The 15,063-nt window shown below is 71.3% G+C and carries 13 protein-coding genes and 1 tRNA gene; 4 read left to right on the top strand and 10 right to left on the bottom strand.

Features of this window, described 5'->3' with window-relative positions:
- Positions 1-54: 54 nt before the first annotated feature.
- Complete coding sequence (locus tag H9658_RS05310; protein ID WP_406848109.1) at positions 55-1,254, top strand: MFS transporter; 1,200 nt, start codon at positions 55-57, stop codon at positions 1,252-1,254.
- Between the two features lie 34 nt (positions 1,255-1,288).
- On the top strand, positions 1,289-1,843 hold the full coding sequence (locus H9658_RS22870; RefSeq protein ID WP_225209775.1) for a cyclophilin-like fold protein: 555 nt from the start codon (positions 1,289-1,291) through the stop codon (positions 1,841-1,843).
- Between the two features lie 126 nt (positions 1,844-1,969).
- Here H9658_RS22870 and H9658_RS05300 read toward each other — a convergent pair.
- The 4 genes from H9658_RS05300 to H9658_RS05285 form a co-directional block, all read right to left on the bottom strand.
- Positions 1,970-2,046: transfer RNA gene (locus tag H9658_RS05300), tRNA-Pro, on the bottom strand.
- Positions 2,047-2,106: 60 nt separating this feature from the next.
- Positions 2,107-2,217 (bottom strand): cytochrome bd-I oxidase subunit CydX, encoded by a 111-nt coding sequence (gene cydX / locus H9658_RS05295; protein WP_003470310.1) that lies wholly within the window; start codon positions 2,215-2,217, stop codon positions 2,107-2,109.
- A 34-nt stretch (positions 2,218-2,251) separates the two neighbouring features.
- Positions 2,252-3,403, bottom strand: coding sequence for a cytochrome d ubiquinol oxidase subunit II (gene cydB, locus H9658_RS05290; protein WP_191824620.1), 1,152 nt, complete (start codon positions 3,401-3,403; stop codon positions 2,252-2,254).
- Between the two features lie 19 nt (positions 3,404-3,422).
- On the bottom strand, positions 3,423-5,012 hold the full coding sequence (locus H9658_RS05285) for a cytochrome ubiquinol oxidase subunit I (protein WP_191824619.1): 1,590 nt from the start codon (positions 5,010-5,012) through the stop codon (positions 3,423-3,425).
- Positions 5,013-5,213: 201 nt separating this feature from the next.
- Between H9658_RS05285 and H9658_RS05280 the strand changes: the two genes are divergently transcribed.
- Positions 5,214-7,133 (top strand): ABC transporter ATP-binding protein/permease, encoded by a 1,920-nt coding sequence (locus tag H9658_RS05280; RefSeq protein WP_191824618.1) that lies wholly within the window; start codon positions 5,214-5,216, stop codon positions 7,131-7,133.
- The gene (gene cydC, locus H9658_RS05275) at positions 7,130-8,809 is read left to right on the top strand and encodes a thiol reductant ABC exporter subunit CydC (RefSeq protein WP_191824617.1); all 1,680 of its coding nucleotides are present in this window, start codon (positions 7,130-7,132) and stop codon (positions 8,807-8,809) included. The genes H9658_RS05280 and cydC overlap by 4 nt, the downstream gene beginning before the upstream one ends.
- Positions 8,810-8,914: 105 nt before the next feature.
- Here the strand turns inward: cydC and H9658_RS05270 are convergent, their stop codons facing one another.
- The 6 genes from H9658_RS05270 to H9658_RS05245 form a co-directional block, all read right to left on the bottom strand.
- On the bottom strand, positions 8,915-9,541 hold the full coding sequence (locus tag H9658_RS05270) for a cold shock and DUF1294 domain-containing protein (protein WP_191824616.1): 627 nt from the start codon (positions 9,539-9,541) through the stop codon (positions 8,915-8,917).
- Positions 9,542-9,567: 26 nt separating this feature from the next.
- A complete protein-coding gene (gene metX / locus H9658_RS05265; protein WP_191824615.1) occupies positions 9,568-10,680 on the bottom strand; it encodes a homoserine O-acetyltransferase MetX in 1,113 nt (370 codons plus the stop codon).
- Between the two features lie 200 nt (positions 10,681-10,880).
- On the bottom strand, positions 10,881-11,957 hold the full coding sequence (locus H9658_RS05260) for a c-type cytochrome biogenesis protein CcmI/CycH (RefSeq protein WP_191824614.1): 1,077 nt from the start codon (positions 11,955-11,957) through the stop codon (positions 10,881-10,883).
- Between the two features lie 4 nt (positions 11,958-11,961).
- Positions 11,962-12,408: a cytochrome c-type biogenesis protein gene (locus H9658_RS05255; protein ID WP_191824613.1), complete on the bottom strand. Its 447-nt coding sequence runs from the start codon at positions 12,406-12,408 to the stop codon at positions 11,962-11,964.
- Positions 12,405-13,007, bottom strand: coding sequence for a DsbE family thiol:disulfide interchange protein (locus tag H9658_RS05250; protein ID WP_179563966.1), 603 nt, complete (start codon positions 13,005-13,007; stop codon positions 12,405-12,407). The genes H9658_RS05255 and H9658_RS05250 overlap by 4 nt, the downstream gene beginning before the upstream one ends.
- On the bottom strand, positions 13,007-14,941 hold the full coding sequence (locus H9658_RS05245; RefSeq protein ID WP_191824612.1) for a heme lyase CcmF/NrfE family subunit: 1,935 nt from the start codon (positions 14,939-14,941) through the stop codon (positions 13,007-13,009). Before H9658_RS05245 ends, H9658_RS05250 begins: the two co-directional genes overlap by 1 nt.
- Between the last annotated feature and the right edge of the window lie 122 nt (positions 14,942-15,063).

The raw sequence follows: 15,063 nt of genomic DNA, 5'->3' as shown, positions 1-15,063 counted from the left end.
ACCCAGGCATGCAGCTGGCCGCTGCCGCCACGGCGCGGCGCGGTGAGCGCGCCGCTGCAGGCCAGTGCAGGACCTGGGCCGCGCGACGCCACGCCGCAGCCTGCGCACTGGGGCGGCGTGTGCGCGATGACGCTGTGCGTGTTCGCGCTGATCGCGTCGGAGTTCATGCCGGTCAGCCTGCTGACGCCGATGGCCGCCGATCTGCATGTAAGCCAAGGCCTGGCCGGCTACGGCATCGCCATCTCCGGTGCGTTCGCGGTGCTCACCAGCCTGTCCATTCCCGCCTTGGCCGGCGCCATGGACCGCAAGCGCCTGTTGCTGGCGCTGACCGGGCTGATGGCGGTGTCCGGCGCGGTGGTCGCGCTGGCCCCGAACTATCCGACCTACATGGCCGGCCGCGCGCTCATCGGCGTGGTGATCGGCGGCTTCTGGTCCATGTCGGCCGCGACCGCGATGCGCCTGGTGCCGCCCGCGCAGGTGCCGCGCGCCCTGGCCATCTTCAATGGCGGCAACGCGTTGGCCACGGTGGTCGCGGCTCCGCTCGGCAGCTACCTGGGCGCGGTGATCGGCTGGCGCGGCGCGTTCCTGTGCCTGGTGCCGGTGGCGGCGCTCGCGTTCGCCTGGCAGTGGGCCAGCCTGCCGGCCATGGCCGCGGCGCGCGCGGCAGGCGCGCGCAACGTGTTCGTGTTGCTTCGGCACCGAGCGGTCGCCTTGGGCATGGCGGCCTGCGCTGCGTTCTTCATGGGGCAGTTCGCGCTGTTCACCTACGTGCGCCCGTTCCTGGAAACCGTGACGCTGGCGGACGTGCCCACGCTGTCGCTGCTTCTGCTCGGAATCGGCGTGGCCGGTCTCGTCGGTACCACGCTCGTCGGCGTCGCGCTCGAGCGCGGCCTGTATCGCACCTTGATCGCGATTCCGCTGCTGATGGCGGCGATCGCCTTGCTGCTGATTGCATTCGGCGCGCGCGTCGCTGCCGTGGCCGCATTGCTGGGACTGTGGGGATTGCTGGCCACCGCTGCGCCGGTGGGATGGTGGAACTGGATCGCGCGGGTGCTGCCCGGCAACGCCGAGGCCGGCGGCGGCTTGATGGTGGCGGTGATCCAGTTGGCCATCGCCCTGGGCTCGACCATCGGCGGCATGCTGTTCGATCGCAATGGCTACGCGGCGACCTTCGTGGCCAGCGCCGCGCTGCTGCTGCTCGCGGCCGCGCTGACCTGGCGCGCATCGCGCGCGAACGCGGCGCGCGGCGCATGAGCTGGCGCGATCGCCGCAGGTCGGCGCCATGGCCATGACCCGGCAACCAGACGATGGCGAGGCGAAGCCCGGCACGCAGCGGCCCGTCGCCGGCGACGGCGCCGGGCATCGCAGGCGACGCCGGGCGCTGCGCTGGCCGATACTGCTGGTCGGCTTGCCGGCACTCGGCGCTTTTGCGGCCGGCATGCGCGCGGAGGCGGCGCCGCCCGCGGCCGCCGCGGCATCCATCACTCCGGAGGACGCACGCATGTGGATGACCGTCGGCGATCGCCGTTTCGCCATCGCCTTGGCCGACAACGCGGCCGCCCGCGCGTTCGCCGCGCAGTTGCCGCTGGTGCTGGACATGGCCGAGCTCAACGGCAACGAGAAACACGCCGAACTGCCGCAGCCGCTGCCGGCGGCTCCGCGCCGGCCAGACACGATCCACGCTGGCGACCTGATGCTCTACGGCGCGCAGACGCTGGTCGTGTTCTATGCGAGCTTCGGTTCCGCCTATTCCTACACGCGGCTGGGACGTGTCGACGACCCGACTGCGCTGGCGCAGGCGCTGGGCCGGCGCGACGTCCGGGTCGCATTCACCAACGACTAGCGGACGCCCCGCGTTCACCGCCGCAGGCCTCGCGCCGCCAGCGCAAGCCGCGTCCGCAAGGGTTTGCCGCAGACACAAAAAAACCCGGAAAACTGACGTTTTCCAGGCTTTTTGTGACCTTGAAACTGGTCGGGGAGACAGGATTCGAACCTGCGACCTCTACGTCCCGAACGTAGCGCTCTACCAGACTGAGCTACACCCCGAAGGAGCCGCACATGATACGGGGGTCACCCGCATTCGGCAAGATCCTTTGCGAAAAAATTTCAGTCGGCGGCGTCGGGGGCGGCGCCCTCGCGCGCCTCGAACCACATGCCGTTGAGGATGGCGGCGGTGGAGGCCAGGCCGACACCGAGAATCCAGGCGAAATACCACATGGTGCAATCTCCTATGCGATCGGGTTGAACGCGCTCAGTACGCGTTGGGGTTGTCGTCCAGCGATTCGGCGGTGACCTTGCCCTTCAGTACCCGGTACACCCAGGTGGTGTAGCCGATGATGATCGGCAGGAACAGCACCGTGGCCAGCAGCATGATCCACAGGGTCAGGTGGCTGCTGGAGGCGTCCCACACGGTCAGGCTGGAGCCGGGTTGGCTGGAGGAGGGCAGCAGGAACGGGAAGATCGCAAAGCCGACGGTGAGGATGATGCCGGCAATGGCCGCGCCCGAGGCGATGAACGCCAGTCCGCCGCGCCGCTTGCGCAGCAGCACCGCGCTGAGCAGCAGGCCGAGCAGGCCGGCCACCGGCGCCAGTGCGGTCAGCGGCATCGTCTGGTAGTTGTGCATCCAGCCGCCGACCTCGCCCAGCACCGCGGTCTTCAGCAGCGGGTTGGTGGCGCCGTCGGTGACCACCTGCGAGGTCACCGCGTAGCCGGGCAGGCCCAGCGCCACCCACACGCCGCCGGCGGCGAACAGCGCGCAGGCCACCAGCGCCGCCACGCTGCCGTAGCGGGCCGCGCGCTCGGCCACCGGGCCGTCGGTCTTCAGCACCAGCATCGCCGCGCCATGCGCCACCAGCATGCTCACGCTGAGCAGGCCGGCGAGCAGCGCGAACGGCATCAGCAGGCCGAAGAAGGTGCCGGTGTAGAACACCCGCAGCGTGTCGTCGAAGTGGAACGGCACGCCCAGCACCACGTTGCCCACCGCTACGCCCATGATCAGCGCCGGGATGAAGCCGCCGATGAACAGCGCCCAGTCCCAGCCGTTGCGCCAGCGCTGGCTGGGCAGCTTGCCGCGGAACTTGAACCCGACCGGGCGCAGGATCAGCGCGAACAGGATCACGAACATGGCCAGGTAGAAGCCGGAGAAACTGACCGCGTACAGCGGCGGCCAGGCGGCGAAGATCGCGCCGCCGCCGAGCACCAGCCAGACCTGGTTGCCTTCCCAGACCGGGCCGATGGTGTTGACCACCAGCCGGCGTTCGGCGTCGTTTTTGGCCACGAACGGCAGCAGCGCGCCGACGCCCAGGTCGAAACCGTCCATCACCGCGAAACCGATCAGCAGGATGCCGAGCAGCAGCCACCAGATCAGGCGCAGCGTGGTGTAGTCCAATGCAATGAAGTCCATCGTCATTCTCCTGCCGGAATCAGAGTTGACCGGCGGCCGCAGGTGCGGCGAGCGGGGTAGCGGGGCGCGGGATCGGCTGCAGCAGCGCGGGCAGATTGTCCGGGCCCTTGCGGATCGCCTTGAGCATCAGCTTGATCTCGATGACCAGCAGCACGGTGTAGATCGCCACGAAACCGGCCAGGGTGATCAGGATCTCGTGCAGGGCCAGGCCGGAGGCGGCATAGAAGGTCGGCAGCACGCCTTCCACCGCCCACGGCTGGCGGCCGTACTCGGCGACGAACCAGCCGCATTCGATCGCGATCCACGGCGCCGGCAGGGACCACAGCGCCAGCTTCAGGAACCAGCGCTTGTCCTCGAAGTTGTGCTTGCACGAGAACCACATCGCGGCGATGAAGAAGGCGATCAGGTAGAAGCCCAGGCCGGCCATGACCCGGAACGTCCAGAACAGCGGCAGCACGCGCGGCACGGTGTCGAGCGCGGCCTTGGAGATCTCTTCCGGCGTGGCGTTGAGGATGTCGTCGCGGTAGCGCTTGAGCAGCAGGCCGTGGCCCAGGTCCTGCCAGTGGCGGTCGAACACTTCGCGCGCCTGCACGTCGTTGCGGTCGGCCTTGAGCCGTTCCAGCGCGCCGTAGGCGATCTGGCCGCCGCGGATGCGGTGCTCGGCACGGCCGACCAGCTCCAGGATGCCGGGAATCGGCGTGTCCAGCGAGCGCGTGGCGACCAGGCCCATCAGGTACGGCACCTTGATCGCGTAGTCGTTCTTGCCGGTGGCCTGGTTGGGAATGCCGAAGGCGGTGAAGTCGGCCGGCGCCTGTTCGGTCTCCCACATCGCCTCGATCGCGGCCAGCTTCATCTTCTGGTGTTCGTTGGCGGCATAGCCGCTCTCGTCGCCGAGCACCACCACCGACAGCGAGGAGGCCAGGCCGAACGCGGCGGCCACCGCGAACGAGCGCCGCGCGATGTCGCGGTGCGTGCCGCGCAGCAGGAACAGCGCGCTGATCGACATCACGAACACCGCGCCGGTCACGTAGCCGGCGCTGACCGTGTGCACGAACTTGGCCTGCGCCACCGGGTTGAACACCACCGCCATGAAGTCCACGACTTCCATGCGCATCGTGTCCGGATTGAACACCGCGCCGGTCGGATTCTGCATCCAGCCGTTGGCGATCAGGATCCACACCGCCGACAGGTTGGTGCCCAGCGCCATCAGCCAGGTCACCATCAGGTGCTTGACCGGCGAGAGCTTGTTCCAGCCGAAGAAGAACAGGCCGATGAAGGTGGCTTCCAGGAAGAACGCCATCAGCCCTTCGATCGCCAGCGGCGCGCCGAAGATGTCGCCGACGTAGTGGCTGTAGTAGGACCAGTTCATGCCGAACTGGAACTCCATGACGATGCCGGTGGCCACGCCCATCGCGAAGTTGATGCCGAACAGCACGCCCCAGAACAGCGCCATGCGCCGCCAGACCTCCTTGCGGGTCATGACGAACACGCTCTCCATGATCGCGATCATGAAGGACAGGCCGAGGGTGAGCGGGACGAACAGGAAGTGGTACATGGCGGTCATGGCGAATTGCAGCCGCGACAGCTCTACGACAGTGGTGTCGATCATGGCTGTGCTACCTCGTGTGAAATGTGCATCTGGGTGGCCGAGTGGCGGTAGGTTGAGGGCGATGTTCCGCTTCCGTGGCGTGTTCGGCCTTGATTCAGATCAATGTCCGCACCGGCCGGGATCGGCATCGTGGCGGCACGCGGCGGTCCCGACCGGGATGCCGCCTTACAATGGCGGCCTGTTCGCCGCGCAGAGTCCGTTTTGACCGATCCCGCCGAGTCGTCCGCCGCACCGCCTGCCGAGTCGCCGCACCTGCGGCAGCAACGCGTGCGCTGGCTGGCGTCGCTGGCCAGCGCGGCGCGTGGGCGGCAACGGCTGGCCGCAGCCGCGATCAGCCTGTCCGGGGCGCTGCTGATCGTGCAGGCCGGCGCCATCGCCTGGTTGCTGCAGGCCTTGCTGGTGGAGCGTCGCGAGTTGCCGCAGGCGCTGCCCGCATTCGCCGTCCTGGCGCTGGTGCTGGCCGTGCGCGCGCTGCTCGGCGTCTGCGCGCAGCGCGCCGCCGGCGATGTCGCCGATGCGGCGAAGTTCGAACTGCGCCGGCGCGTGTACCGGCGCCTGCTGCAGCGCGGCCCGCTGTGGCTGCGCGGCCAGCGCAACGGCGAACTGGGCGAATTGCTGCTGGCCCACGGCGACGCGCTGGACGGCTACTACGCCGGCTACCAGCCTGCGCGGCTGGAAGTGAGCGTGGTGCCGTTGCTGATCCTGCTCGCGGTCGGCTGGAGCGACTGGGTGGTGGGCCTGCTGCTGCTGTTCACCGCGCCGCTGGTGCCGATCTTCATGATGCTGGTGGGGTGGGGCGCCGAAGCCGCCGGGCGCCGCCAGCTGCGCGAGCTGGCGCGGATGGGCGGGCATTTCGCCGACCGGCTCAAGGGCCTGGGCCTGCTGCGCCTGTACGGCCGCGGCGAGGACGAACTGCGCGGCATCGCCGCCGCCGCCGAGGGCGTGCGCGAACGCACCTTGAAGGTGCTGCGCATCGCCTTCCTGTCCTCGACCGTGCTCGAGTTCTTCGCCTCGGTCAGCGTGGCGATGGTGGCGATGTACCTGGGCCTGAGCTATCTGGGCATGATTTCGCTGCATGCGGCGGTGCCGACCCTGGGCGTGGGCGTGTTCTGCCTGCTGCTGGCGCCGGAGTTCTACGCGCCGCTGCGGCGCCTGGCCGCGCACTACCACGACCGCGCCAACGCGCTGGCGGCGGCGGCCGAGGTGGAGCGGTTGCTCGGCGCGTTGCCGGATGCGGCGGCAGCGCTGACGCCGTCCGTGTCGTCGCCGGCCGTTGCCGCGCCGGCGCTCTCGTCGCTGGCGCCGCCGTTGTCTGCGCCACCTGCGCCGGCAATGCCGGCGGCGCCCGATGGGTCCGCAGTGCCGTCGCCTGCAGCACCGCCAACGCCCGCGGTGCCTGCAACGCTCGCACTGCCTGAAAAGCCTTCAGTCCCCGCAGTGCCCATGGCGCTGGCGACGCCGGCAGCGCCCGCGCCGCCGCTGCTGCGCGCCGAGGGGCTGACGCTGCGCCCGCAAGGCGCGCGCTGCGATGCGCTGCAGGATCTGTCCTTCAGCCTGCAGCCCGGCCAGCGCCTGGCCCTGGTCGGACCCAGCGGCAGCGGCAAGAGCACGCTGCTCGAAGCGCTGGCCGGCTGGCTGCCGCCGCGCGCCGGCAGCCTGCAACTGCGTCCCGGATTGCGCGTCGGCTACGCCGGGCAGCGCCCGTACCTGTTCCACGGCAGCATCGCCGACAACCTGCGCCTGGCCGCTCCGCAGGCCAGCGCCGCGCAACTGCAGTCGGCGGCCGAGGCGGCGCAGGTCATGCGCTTCGCCGCACGCCTGCCGCTGGGCCTGGAGACCGTGATCGGCGAACGCGGCTTCGGCCTGTCCGGCGGCGAGGCGCGGCGCATCGGCCTGGCGCGGTTGCTGCTGCGCGATCCGGAACTGTGGCTGCTCGACGAACCCACCGCCTTCCTCGATCCGGACACCGAGGCCGAACTGCTGCGCACCCTGGCCGCCTTCAGCCACGGCCGCAGCGTGATCGTCGCCACCCACAGCGAGGCGGCGATGCGCTGGGCCGACAGCGTGCTGCGGCTGCCGGCGCGGGTGGCGGTGGACGACGCGATAGGAGCCGCGCCATGAGCGGCCCCGCGCGCGACGACGACCTGCGCAGCGTGTTCGGCCGCCATCTCGGCCGCCTGCTGCTGACCGCGCTGCTGCTGTTGTGCACGATGCTGGCCGGGGTCGGCCTGCTCGGCTTGTCCGGCGGCTTCCTGACCGCTGCGGCGCTGGCCGGCGTGGCCGGCATGGGCAGCGGCTTCAACTTCTTCTCGCCCTCGGCCGGGATCCGCGCGCTGACCTTCGCCCGCATCGCCTCGCGCTACGGCGAAAAGCTGGTCGGCCACGACGCCACCTTGCGCATCGCCCGCGACCTGCGCGTGTGGTTCTTCCGCCGTGCGTTGCCGCTGGCGCCGGCCAGGCTCGGTGCCAGCCGCACCGGCGAACTGCTGGCGCGCCTGATGTCCGATATCGGCGAGGTCGACGGGCTGGTGGTACGCGCCTTGGGGCCGCTGGTCGCCTTGCTCGGCATCGGCGTGGCCGGTGTGGCCGCGGCAGCCGCGATCCACTGGCCGGCGGCGTTGGTGCTGGCAGTGCTGGCGCTGGCGATCGGCGCCGGCGTGCCGTGGGTGGTCGCGCGCGGCGGCCGCATCCGCGAGCAGCGCCGCGCGCAGCAGCGCGAGACGCTGCGCACGCTGGCCTACGAAGGCCTGGAAGGCGCCGCCGACCTGGCCGCGCTGGACGCGCAGGCCGACTGGATCGCGCGCGTGGACGCCAGCGCGCACGAGCTGCGCGCGCAGGACCGCCGGCAGCGGCAGCGCCTGATCGGCGGCAATGCGCTGCACGCGCTGTGCGCCGCGCTGGGCTTGCTGGCGATGCTGTGGCTGGCGCTGGGCGCGGCGCGTGCCGCGCTGATCGGCGCCGAGCAGGCGGCCGGGCTGATCTTCCTGACCGTGGCCCTGCTCGAGGTCTGGGCCGGCGCCGGCCTGGCCTGGCAGGCGCTGCAGTCCGGACGCGTCGCCGCGCAGCGGCTGCAGGCCATCGCCGGCCAGAGCGCGCCGGTGGCCGACGCCGCACAGCCGCAACCGCTGCCCGATGCCGGCGACGTGCAGTTCGACGCCGTGGTCTTCGCCTGGCCCGGCGAGACCCGGCACGTGCTCGACGGCATCGACCTGCGCATCGCGCCGGGCGAGCGCGTCGCCATCTGCGGCGACAGCGGCAGCGGCAAGACCACCTTGTCGGCGCTGCTGCTGCGGCTGTGGGATCCGCAACAGGGCCGCGTCCGTTATGCCGGCACGGACCTGCGCGACCTGGCCCAGGCGCAATGGCACCAGCGCATCGCCTGGCTGCCGCAGGGCGCGCCGGTGTTCGCCGGCAGCGTGCGCGACAACCTGCGCCTGGGCGCGATCGATGCCGACGACGCCAGCTTGCAGCGCGCGCTCGCCGACGTGCGCCTGGACGCGTGGCTGCACGAAGTCGGCGGCCTGGACGCCTGGCTGGGCGAGAACGGCGCGACCATGTCCGCCGGCCAGGCGCGGCGCCTGGCCCTGGCCCGCGCGCTGCTGCGCAACGCGCCGCTGCTGGTGCTGGACGAACCCACCGAAGGCCTGGACGTGGACACCGCGCAGGCCTTGCTGCGCGACCTGACCAGCGCGCTGGGACAGCGCAGCCTGCTGCTGATCAGTCACGATGCGCTGCCCGACGGCGTAGCGCACGCGCGCTATCGGTTACAGCAGGGGCGGCTCGTGCCGCTGAACTGAGCCGCACCGGTAGCGTGCCGGGTCAGCCATTGGTGCCGTCTGCGGCGAACGCAGCGCACAGGGATGCGCCGCGCCAGGCGCATACGGGCCGCGCCGCGGCGCGGATCACGCGCTCAGCGAATTGCGCAACGCCTGCGCGTCCGCAGCCAGCAGCAGCCAGGCCAGCGCGAACAGGTTGAGCAGCACCGCGGCCCAGAACACGAACTGAAAGCTGGTCTTGCGCGATTTGTGCCGAAACTGGCCCTGCGCGAACAGCGCGCCTGGCCAGCCGCCGGCCAGCGCCAGCAATTGCAGCGTCGCCTCCGGGGTCCGCCGCTGGCCGCGCTGTGCCGCCGACTTGTCGATGCCGTACAACAGCAGCGCGGCGGTGCTGCAGCCCAGGTAGCAGGCCGCCAGCCACCCCGGCACTCGCCCGCTCGCTGCGGCGCCGACGATGGCCAGCAAGGCGCCGGCACCGAGCCAGCGTCGCGGCAGCCAGGGCGCGGTATGCGCCGCCCCGCGGCGTGCGCCCGGCACTGTGGCGCGAACCGCGTGGATACGCACGGCGGACACGCGCCCACGCGCATCGGTCGCGGTTTCGTAGGTGATCGCATCGCCGTCGCGCGGCCGCCGACCCCCGCGCCGCTCGAACGCCTGGATATGCACGAAGGCGCGCGTGCCGCCGCCGTTGGGAACGACAAAGCCGAAACCGCTGGCGTCGTTCCAATCGCTCAGGCGTCCTTGATAGCGCATCGCACGGGCATCGCGCGTGTCGCGGCTCAGCATTGCGCCAGGAACGCGCGCACCGCAGGCCCGAAACGCGCGAAATCGACCAGGAACGCGTCGTGTCCCTGCGGCGAGTCCAGGCCCAGGAACTGCGCGTCGGCGCCGCCGGCGCGCAGGCCGTCGGCGATCTGCTGCTGTTGCTGCACCGGGAACAGGATGTCGGTGTTGGCGCCGATCGCCAGCGCGCGTTCGACGCGGATCGTCGCCAGTCCGGCGAGCACGTCGCCGCCGGCGTATTCGGCCAGGTCGAACCAGTCCATCGAGCGGCTCAGGTACAGGTAGCAGTTCGGATCGAAGCGGCGCACGAAGCGCCGCGCATGGCCTTCCAGGTAGCTTTCGACCTGGAATTCCAGGCCGAACGGATCGTCGTCGGCCTGGTCCGAATCCAGCCGCACGCGGCCGAAGCGGCCATCCCATTCCAGCGCCGAACGGTAGGTGATGACGCCCAGCTTGCGCGCCATGCGCATGCCCGATTCGGGATAGGTGGCCTCGTCGTAGTCGCCGCCGTTCCAGTTCGGATCCAGACGGATCGCCTCGCGCTGCAGCGAGCGGATCGCGATCGAGAACGGCAAGGCCTGCGCGCTGCCGGAGATGTTGATGTGGCTGCGCGCCAGCCCGGGGTGGCGGCGCAGCAGCGCCAGCGCGGTCATGCCGCCCATCGAGTTGCCGATCAGGCATGCCAGCCGGTCGATGCCCAGCGCGCGCACCACGTGCGCGGCGGCATCGGCGACGTCCTCGATCGACAGTTCCGGGAAGCGCAGGCGATACGGTCGCGCGTCGTCCGGAGCCGGCGAGGCCGGGCCGGTCGAGCCCTTGCAGCTGCCCAGCGAATTCACGCAGATCACGAACCAGCGCTGCGTATCGATCGGCTTGCCGGCGCCGAGCATCGCTTCCCACCAGCCGGGGCTGGGATCGTCGGCATGCGCGGCGGCATGCGCGTCGGGCGACAGGCCGGTGACGATCAGGATCGCATTGCTGCGGTCCGCCGCCAGCGTGCCCCAGGTCTCGTAGGCGACGCGCGCATCGCGCAGCTGGCCGCCACGCTTCATCGGGAACGGCGAGGGCAGGGCGAGGAAGCGGCTGCCGGCAGGAATGAATTCGGTCATGCGCCGATTCTAGCGGTGCGGCGGCGGATGCGGCGTGCGTGCGCGTGCCCGGCGAAGGAGACGCGTAGACGAAGCCAGCAACGAGCGGCGCCCCTGTAGGAGCGGCTTCAGCCGCGACAGGCATTTTCCGCAACCGACATGTTCCTCGCGCCGGTGTCGCGGCTGAAGCCGCTCCTACAGGAGAACCCGGGCGCGCCGCGTCATGGCGTCCCGATCACCAACTCCACCGGTGTCGCCGTCGGCAGCGTCACCGTCACCGGCGCCGATTCCAGGTCGCCTTCCTGGCGCATCGCGTTGCCGCTGTTCGAGAGCCGCGCCAGCACCTGCACTTGCTTGAGCTGCGACAGCTTCTGCGTCGGCATCGGGCTGTCGCTGTCGCTCAGGGTCACGCGCAGCGGCAGCGACTGCAGCGCATGCTTCTGCACCGCGACCGGCATCGGCGGGCCGCCGGGCACGCGCGCGATGACGAACACGCTGGCGTCGCCGCGCAGGCGCACGCGTGCGGCGAAGTCCGGGTCCAGCGACACCGCAACGGTGAGCGTGCCGGCAGCGGTGGATGCAGACGAGGCGGCGGCGTTCGGCGCGGCCGTTGCGCTTGCCGCGGCCGTCGCCGTTGCGGCTGGCGCGGCGTCCGGCAGCGCCGGCAACCCGGCATCGGCACGCGCCGCGTCGATCTGCGGGCGCAGCGCGGCGGCGGTAGCGGCATCCACGCGTGGCAGCAGTGCTTCCCAGGTCGCGGCGGCCTCGGCGTGCTGGCCGCGCTGGCGCTGCGCGATGCCCAGGAACCAGGCGGCGCGCTCGTTGTTCGGTTCGACCTGCAAGGCATGTTGCAGCCAGGCGACGCCTTGCGCATCGAACTGGCGCTGCGGCGTGGCCAGCGCGCGCGCTTCGGCCGCCTGCACCAGCCATTGCGCTTCGTCCGGCGCCAGCTGCACCGCGCGTGCGAACGCGGCGGCGGCCTCGTTGGGGCGGCCCAGCGACATCTGCGAGCGCGCCAGCAGCGCCCAGCCTTCGGCGCGACCTGGATCCTTGGCCAGCGCCGCCTGCAACTGCGCCACGCCGTCTTCCAGATTGCGCGGCGCTTCACGGTTCTGCGCCCGCAGCGCGCGCGGCGTGCCGACCAGCGCATACAGCGCGGCGGCGGCCACGCCCAGCGCCAGCACCGCGACCGCGAGCAGTGGCGCGCCGCCGCGGCTGCGCCGCAACGGCCACAGCACCGCGCCGAACACCAGCGCGGCCAGCACCGCGGCGGCGGCATGCATGCCCCAGCTCAGCATCGCCTCACCATTCCTGTTCCTCTTGCGCCGGCGGCGCAGCGCCGGCCGGCGCGCGGCGGCGCACCACCCAGACCACGAGCAGGGCACCGGCGCCGAGCAGCAGCAACGGCCCGAACCACAGCAGCCAGGTGCGCGCTTCCACCTGCGGCCGGTACAGCACGAACTCGCCGTAGCGATCGACCAGGAAGCGCTTGATCTCCGCGTCCGAACGTCCCTGCTGCATCAGTTGCAGCACTTCGCGGCGCAGGTCCAGCGCGATCTGCGCATGCGAGTCGGCCAGCGACTGGTTCTGGCACTGCACGCAGCGCAGTTCGGCGGTCAGCGCATGGAAGCGCGCTTCCTCGGCCGCCGAGCGGTACGCCAGCGGGGTCGGGTCGGCCACCGGCTGCGCGCCGGCATGCCCGGCGCAGGCCAGCAGCACCAGCAGCAGCGCGAGCCAACGGCGCGTCACGGTGCGGCCCGGCCCTGCTTGGCGGTCGGCGCGTCGCGTTCGGCCTGCAACAGCGCCGGCAGCAGTTCGTCCTGCACGATCTGGTCGGTCAATGCGCCGGAATGCTTCCAGCGCACCACGCCGCGCGCATCGACCAGGAAGGTCTCCGGCGCCGCGGCCACGCCCCAGTCGATCGCGGTGCGCCCGTCCGGATCGAACAGCACCACGAAGAACGGATTGCCCAATTGCTCCAGCCAGTGCAGCGCATCCTGCCGGGTGTCCTTCCAGTCGTAGCCGATCACCCGCACGCGCTTGGTCAGCGCGAAGCGGGTCAGTACCGGGTGCTCCTCGCGGCAGGTGGCGCACCAACTGCCCCACACGTTGAGCACGTACGGAGCGCCGCGCAGTTCGGCGCTGCGCACGCGGATCGACCCATCGTGCAGTACCGGCAGGTCGAACGCCGGGGCCGGCTTGCCGATCAGCGCCGACGGCAGCGCATCGCGATCGGCCACCCCGGAACGTTGCACCGCGTAGAACATCAGCGCCAGCAGGCCGAGGAAGAACAGGGCGCCGAGCACGATGGCGGCGAGCGGCAGGCGGCGTGGAGCAGGAGCGGACATCAGGATTTCTCCGGGGAACGACGGAAGCGCCGGTCGCCGGCGGTGACGAAGCCACCCAGCGCCATCAGCGCCGCGCCGAGCCAGATCCAGCGAACGAACGGTTTGACATGCAGGCGCATCGCCCAGGCGTTGCCGCCCAGCGGTTCGCCCAGGGCGATATAGACGTCGCCGAACAGGCCGGGATGGATGCCGGCCTCGCTCAGGCTCTGCCCGCCGCTGGCGTAGACGCGCTTTTCCGGATGCAGCAGCGCCAGCGGGCGGTCGTCGCGCAGCACCTGCACGTGCGCGCGTTCGGACAGGTAGTTGGGGCCGCGGATCTGGTCCAGGCTCTGGAACTCGAAGCGGTAGCGGCCCATCTGCAGGCTCTGCCCCGGCGCCAGCGCCACCTCGCGTTGCTGGTCCAGCGCTTCCACCAGCAGCGCGCCGGTCAGGAACACCGCGATGCCGGCGTGGGCCAGGGTCATGCCCAGCATCTCGGCGGTGAAGCGGCTGCCCTTGAGCTGGAAGCGGCTCCACACGAAACGCGCGGTGCCGAGCAGCACCCAGGCCGCGCCGGCCACGCCGGCGGCGGTCTTCCATGGTCCCTGCGGCGCCAGGAAGAAGCCGAGCACGCCGGCCAGCAGCGCCAGCCCGGCCCACGGCGCCAGCAGCGCCAGCGGCCGCGACGGCTGTTCGCGCTGCCAGCGGGTCAGCGGACCGAACGGCAGCAGCGCCACCAGCGGCGCCATCAGCACCACGAACAGGGTGCCGAAGTAGGGCGGGCCGACCGACAGCTTGCCCAGCCCCAGCGCGTCGGCCAGCAGCGGATACAGCGTGCCCAGCAGCACCATCGCGCAGGCGCAGGTCAGCAGCAGGTTGTTGGCCAGCAGCAGGGTCTCGCGCGAGGACGCAGCGAAGCGCTGGCGTTCGTCGCCGGCGCTGGCGCCGATGCGCCCGCCGCGCAGCGCGTACAGCAGCAGCGCGCCGCCGCAGACCAGGCTCAGGAACACCAGGATGAACAGGCCGCGGCCGGGATCGGCGGCGAAGGAATGCACGCTGGTCAACACGCCCGAACGCACCAGGAACGTGCCCAGCAGCGACAGCGAGAACGCGGCGATCGCCAGCAGCAGCGTCCACGCGGTGAAGCTGCCGCGCTTTTCGGTCACTGCCTGCGAATGCAGCAGCGCCGCGCCGGCCAGCCACGGCATGAAGCTGGCGTTCTCCACCGGGTCCCAGAACCACCAGCCGCCCCAGCCCAGCTCGTAGTACGCCCACCAGCTGCCCAGCGCGATGCCGATGGTCAGGAAACCCCAGGCCACATTGGTCCATGGCCGCGTCCAGCGCAGCCAGCGCGCATCGACATGGCCGTCGAGCAGCGCGGCGATCGCGAACGCGAACGGCACCGCGAAGCCGACGTAGCCCGCGTACAGCAGCGGCGGGTGGATCACCAGGCCCGGATCCTGCAGCAGCGGATTGAGGTCGCGGCCTTCCAGCGGCGCGGGCAGCAGCCGCGCGAAGGGGTTGGAGGTGAACAGCAGGAACGCCAGAAACCCCAGGCTGACCAGCGCCAGCGTGCCGATCACCCGCGCCACCACCGGCGCCGGCAGGCTGCGCGAGAACAGCGCCACCGCGCCGGTCCACAGCGCCAGGATCAGCGTCCACAGCAGCAGCGAGCCTTCGTGCGCGCCCCAGACCGCCGAATAGCGGTAGATCAGCGGCAACAGCGAGTTGGAGTTCTCGGCCACGTAGGCCACCGAGAAATCCTGCACCAGGAACGCATGGGTCAGCACCGCGAAGGCGCCGGCGACCAGCGCCAGCTGCGCGAACGCGGCCGGCCGCGCCACCGCCATCCAGCGCGCGTCGCCGCGCTGCGCGCCGGCCAGCGGCACCGCCGCCTGCAGCAGCGCGGCGAGCAGCGCCAGGATCAGCAGGATCTGGCCGAATTCAGGAAGCATGGGGCGTGCGCCGGGACGCGGGACCCGGGACGCGGGACCCGGAAAAGCGAACGCTCAGGCCGCGCGCGGTCTTGCTGTTACGAGTCCCGGGTCCCGAGTCCCGAGTCCCGCAGAAAACTCCA

Origin of the sequence: Xanthomonas bonasiae (assembly GCF_014836395.1) — a bacterium.
GTDB classification, from domain to species: domain Bacteria; phylum Pseudomonadota; class Gammaproteobacteria; order Xanthomonadales; family Xanthomonadaceae; genus Xanthomonas_A; species Xanthomonas_A bonasiae.
The sequence above is the reverse complement of the archived record's forward strand: the minus strand, read 5'-3'. Positions and strand labels throughout refer to the sequence as shown.

What these genes read in the sequence shown, in the direction of transcription:
- H9658_RS22870 (WP_225209775.1), top strand. Translation starts at nt 1,289, where the DNA reads ATGACCCGGCAACCAGACGATGGCGAGGCGAAGCCCGGCACGCAGCGG.
- cydX (WP_003470310.1), bottom strand. Translation starts at nt 2,217, where the DNA reads ATGTGGTATTTCGCCTGGATTCTCGGTGTCGGCCTGGCCTCCACCGCC.
- cydB (WP_191824620.1), bottom strand. Translation starts at nt 3,403, where the DNA reads ATGGACTTCATTGCATTGGACTACACCACGCTGCGCCTGATCTGGTGG.
- H9658_RS05285 (WP_191824619.1), bottom strand. Translation starts at nt 5,012, where the DNA reads ATGATCGACACCACTGTCGTAGAGCTGTCGCGGCTGCAATTCGCCATG.
- cydC (WP_191824617.1), top strand. Translation starts at nt 7,130, where the DNA reads ATGAGCGGCCCCGCGCGCGACGACGACCTGCGCAGCGTGTTCGGCCGC.
- H9658_RS05270 (WP_191824616.1), bottom strand. Translation starts at nt 9,541, where the DNA reads ATGCGCTATCAAGGACGCCTGAGCGATTGGAACGACGCCAGCGGTTTC.
- metX (WP_191824615.1), bottom strand. Translation starts at nt 10,680, where the DNA reads ATGACCGAATTCATTCCTGCCGGCAGCCGCTTCCTCGCCCTGCCCTCG.
- H9658_RS05260 (WP_191824614.1), bottom strand. Translation starts at nt 11,957, where the DNA reads ATGCTGAGCTGGGGCATGCATGCCGCCGCCGCGGTGCTGGCCGCGCTG.
- H9658_RS05250 (WP_179563966.1), bottom strand. Translation starts at nt 13,007, where the DNA reads ATGTCCGCTCCTGCTCCACGCCGCCTGCCGCTCGCCGCCATCGTGCTC.
- H9658_RS05245 (WP_191824612.1), bottom strand. Translation starts at nt 14,941, where the DNA reads ATGCTTCCTGAATTCGGCCAGATCCTGCTGATCCTGGCGCTGCTCGCC.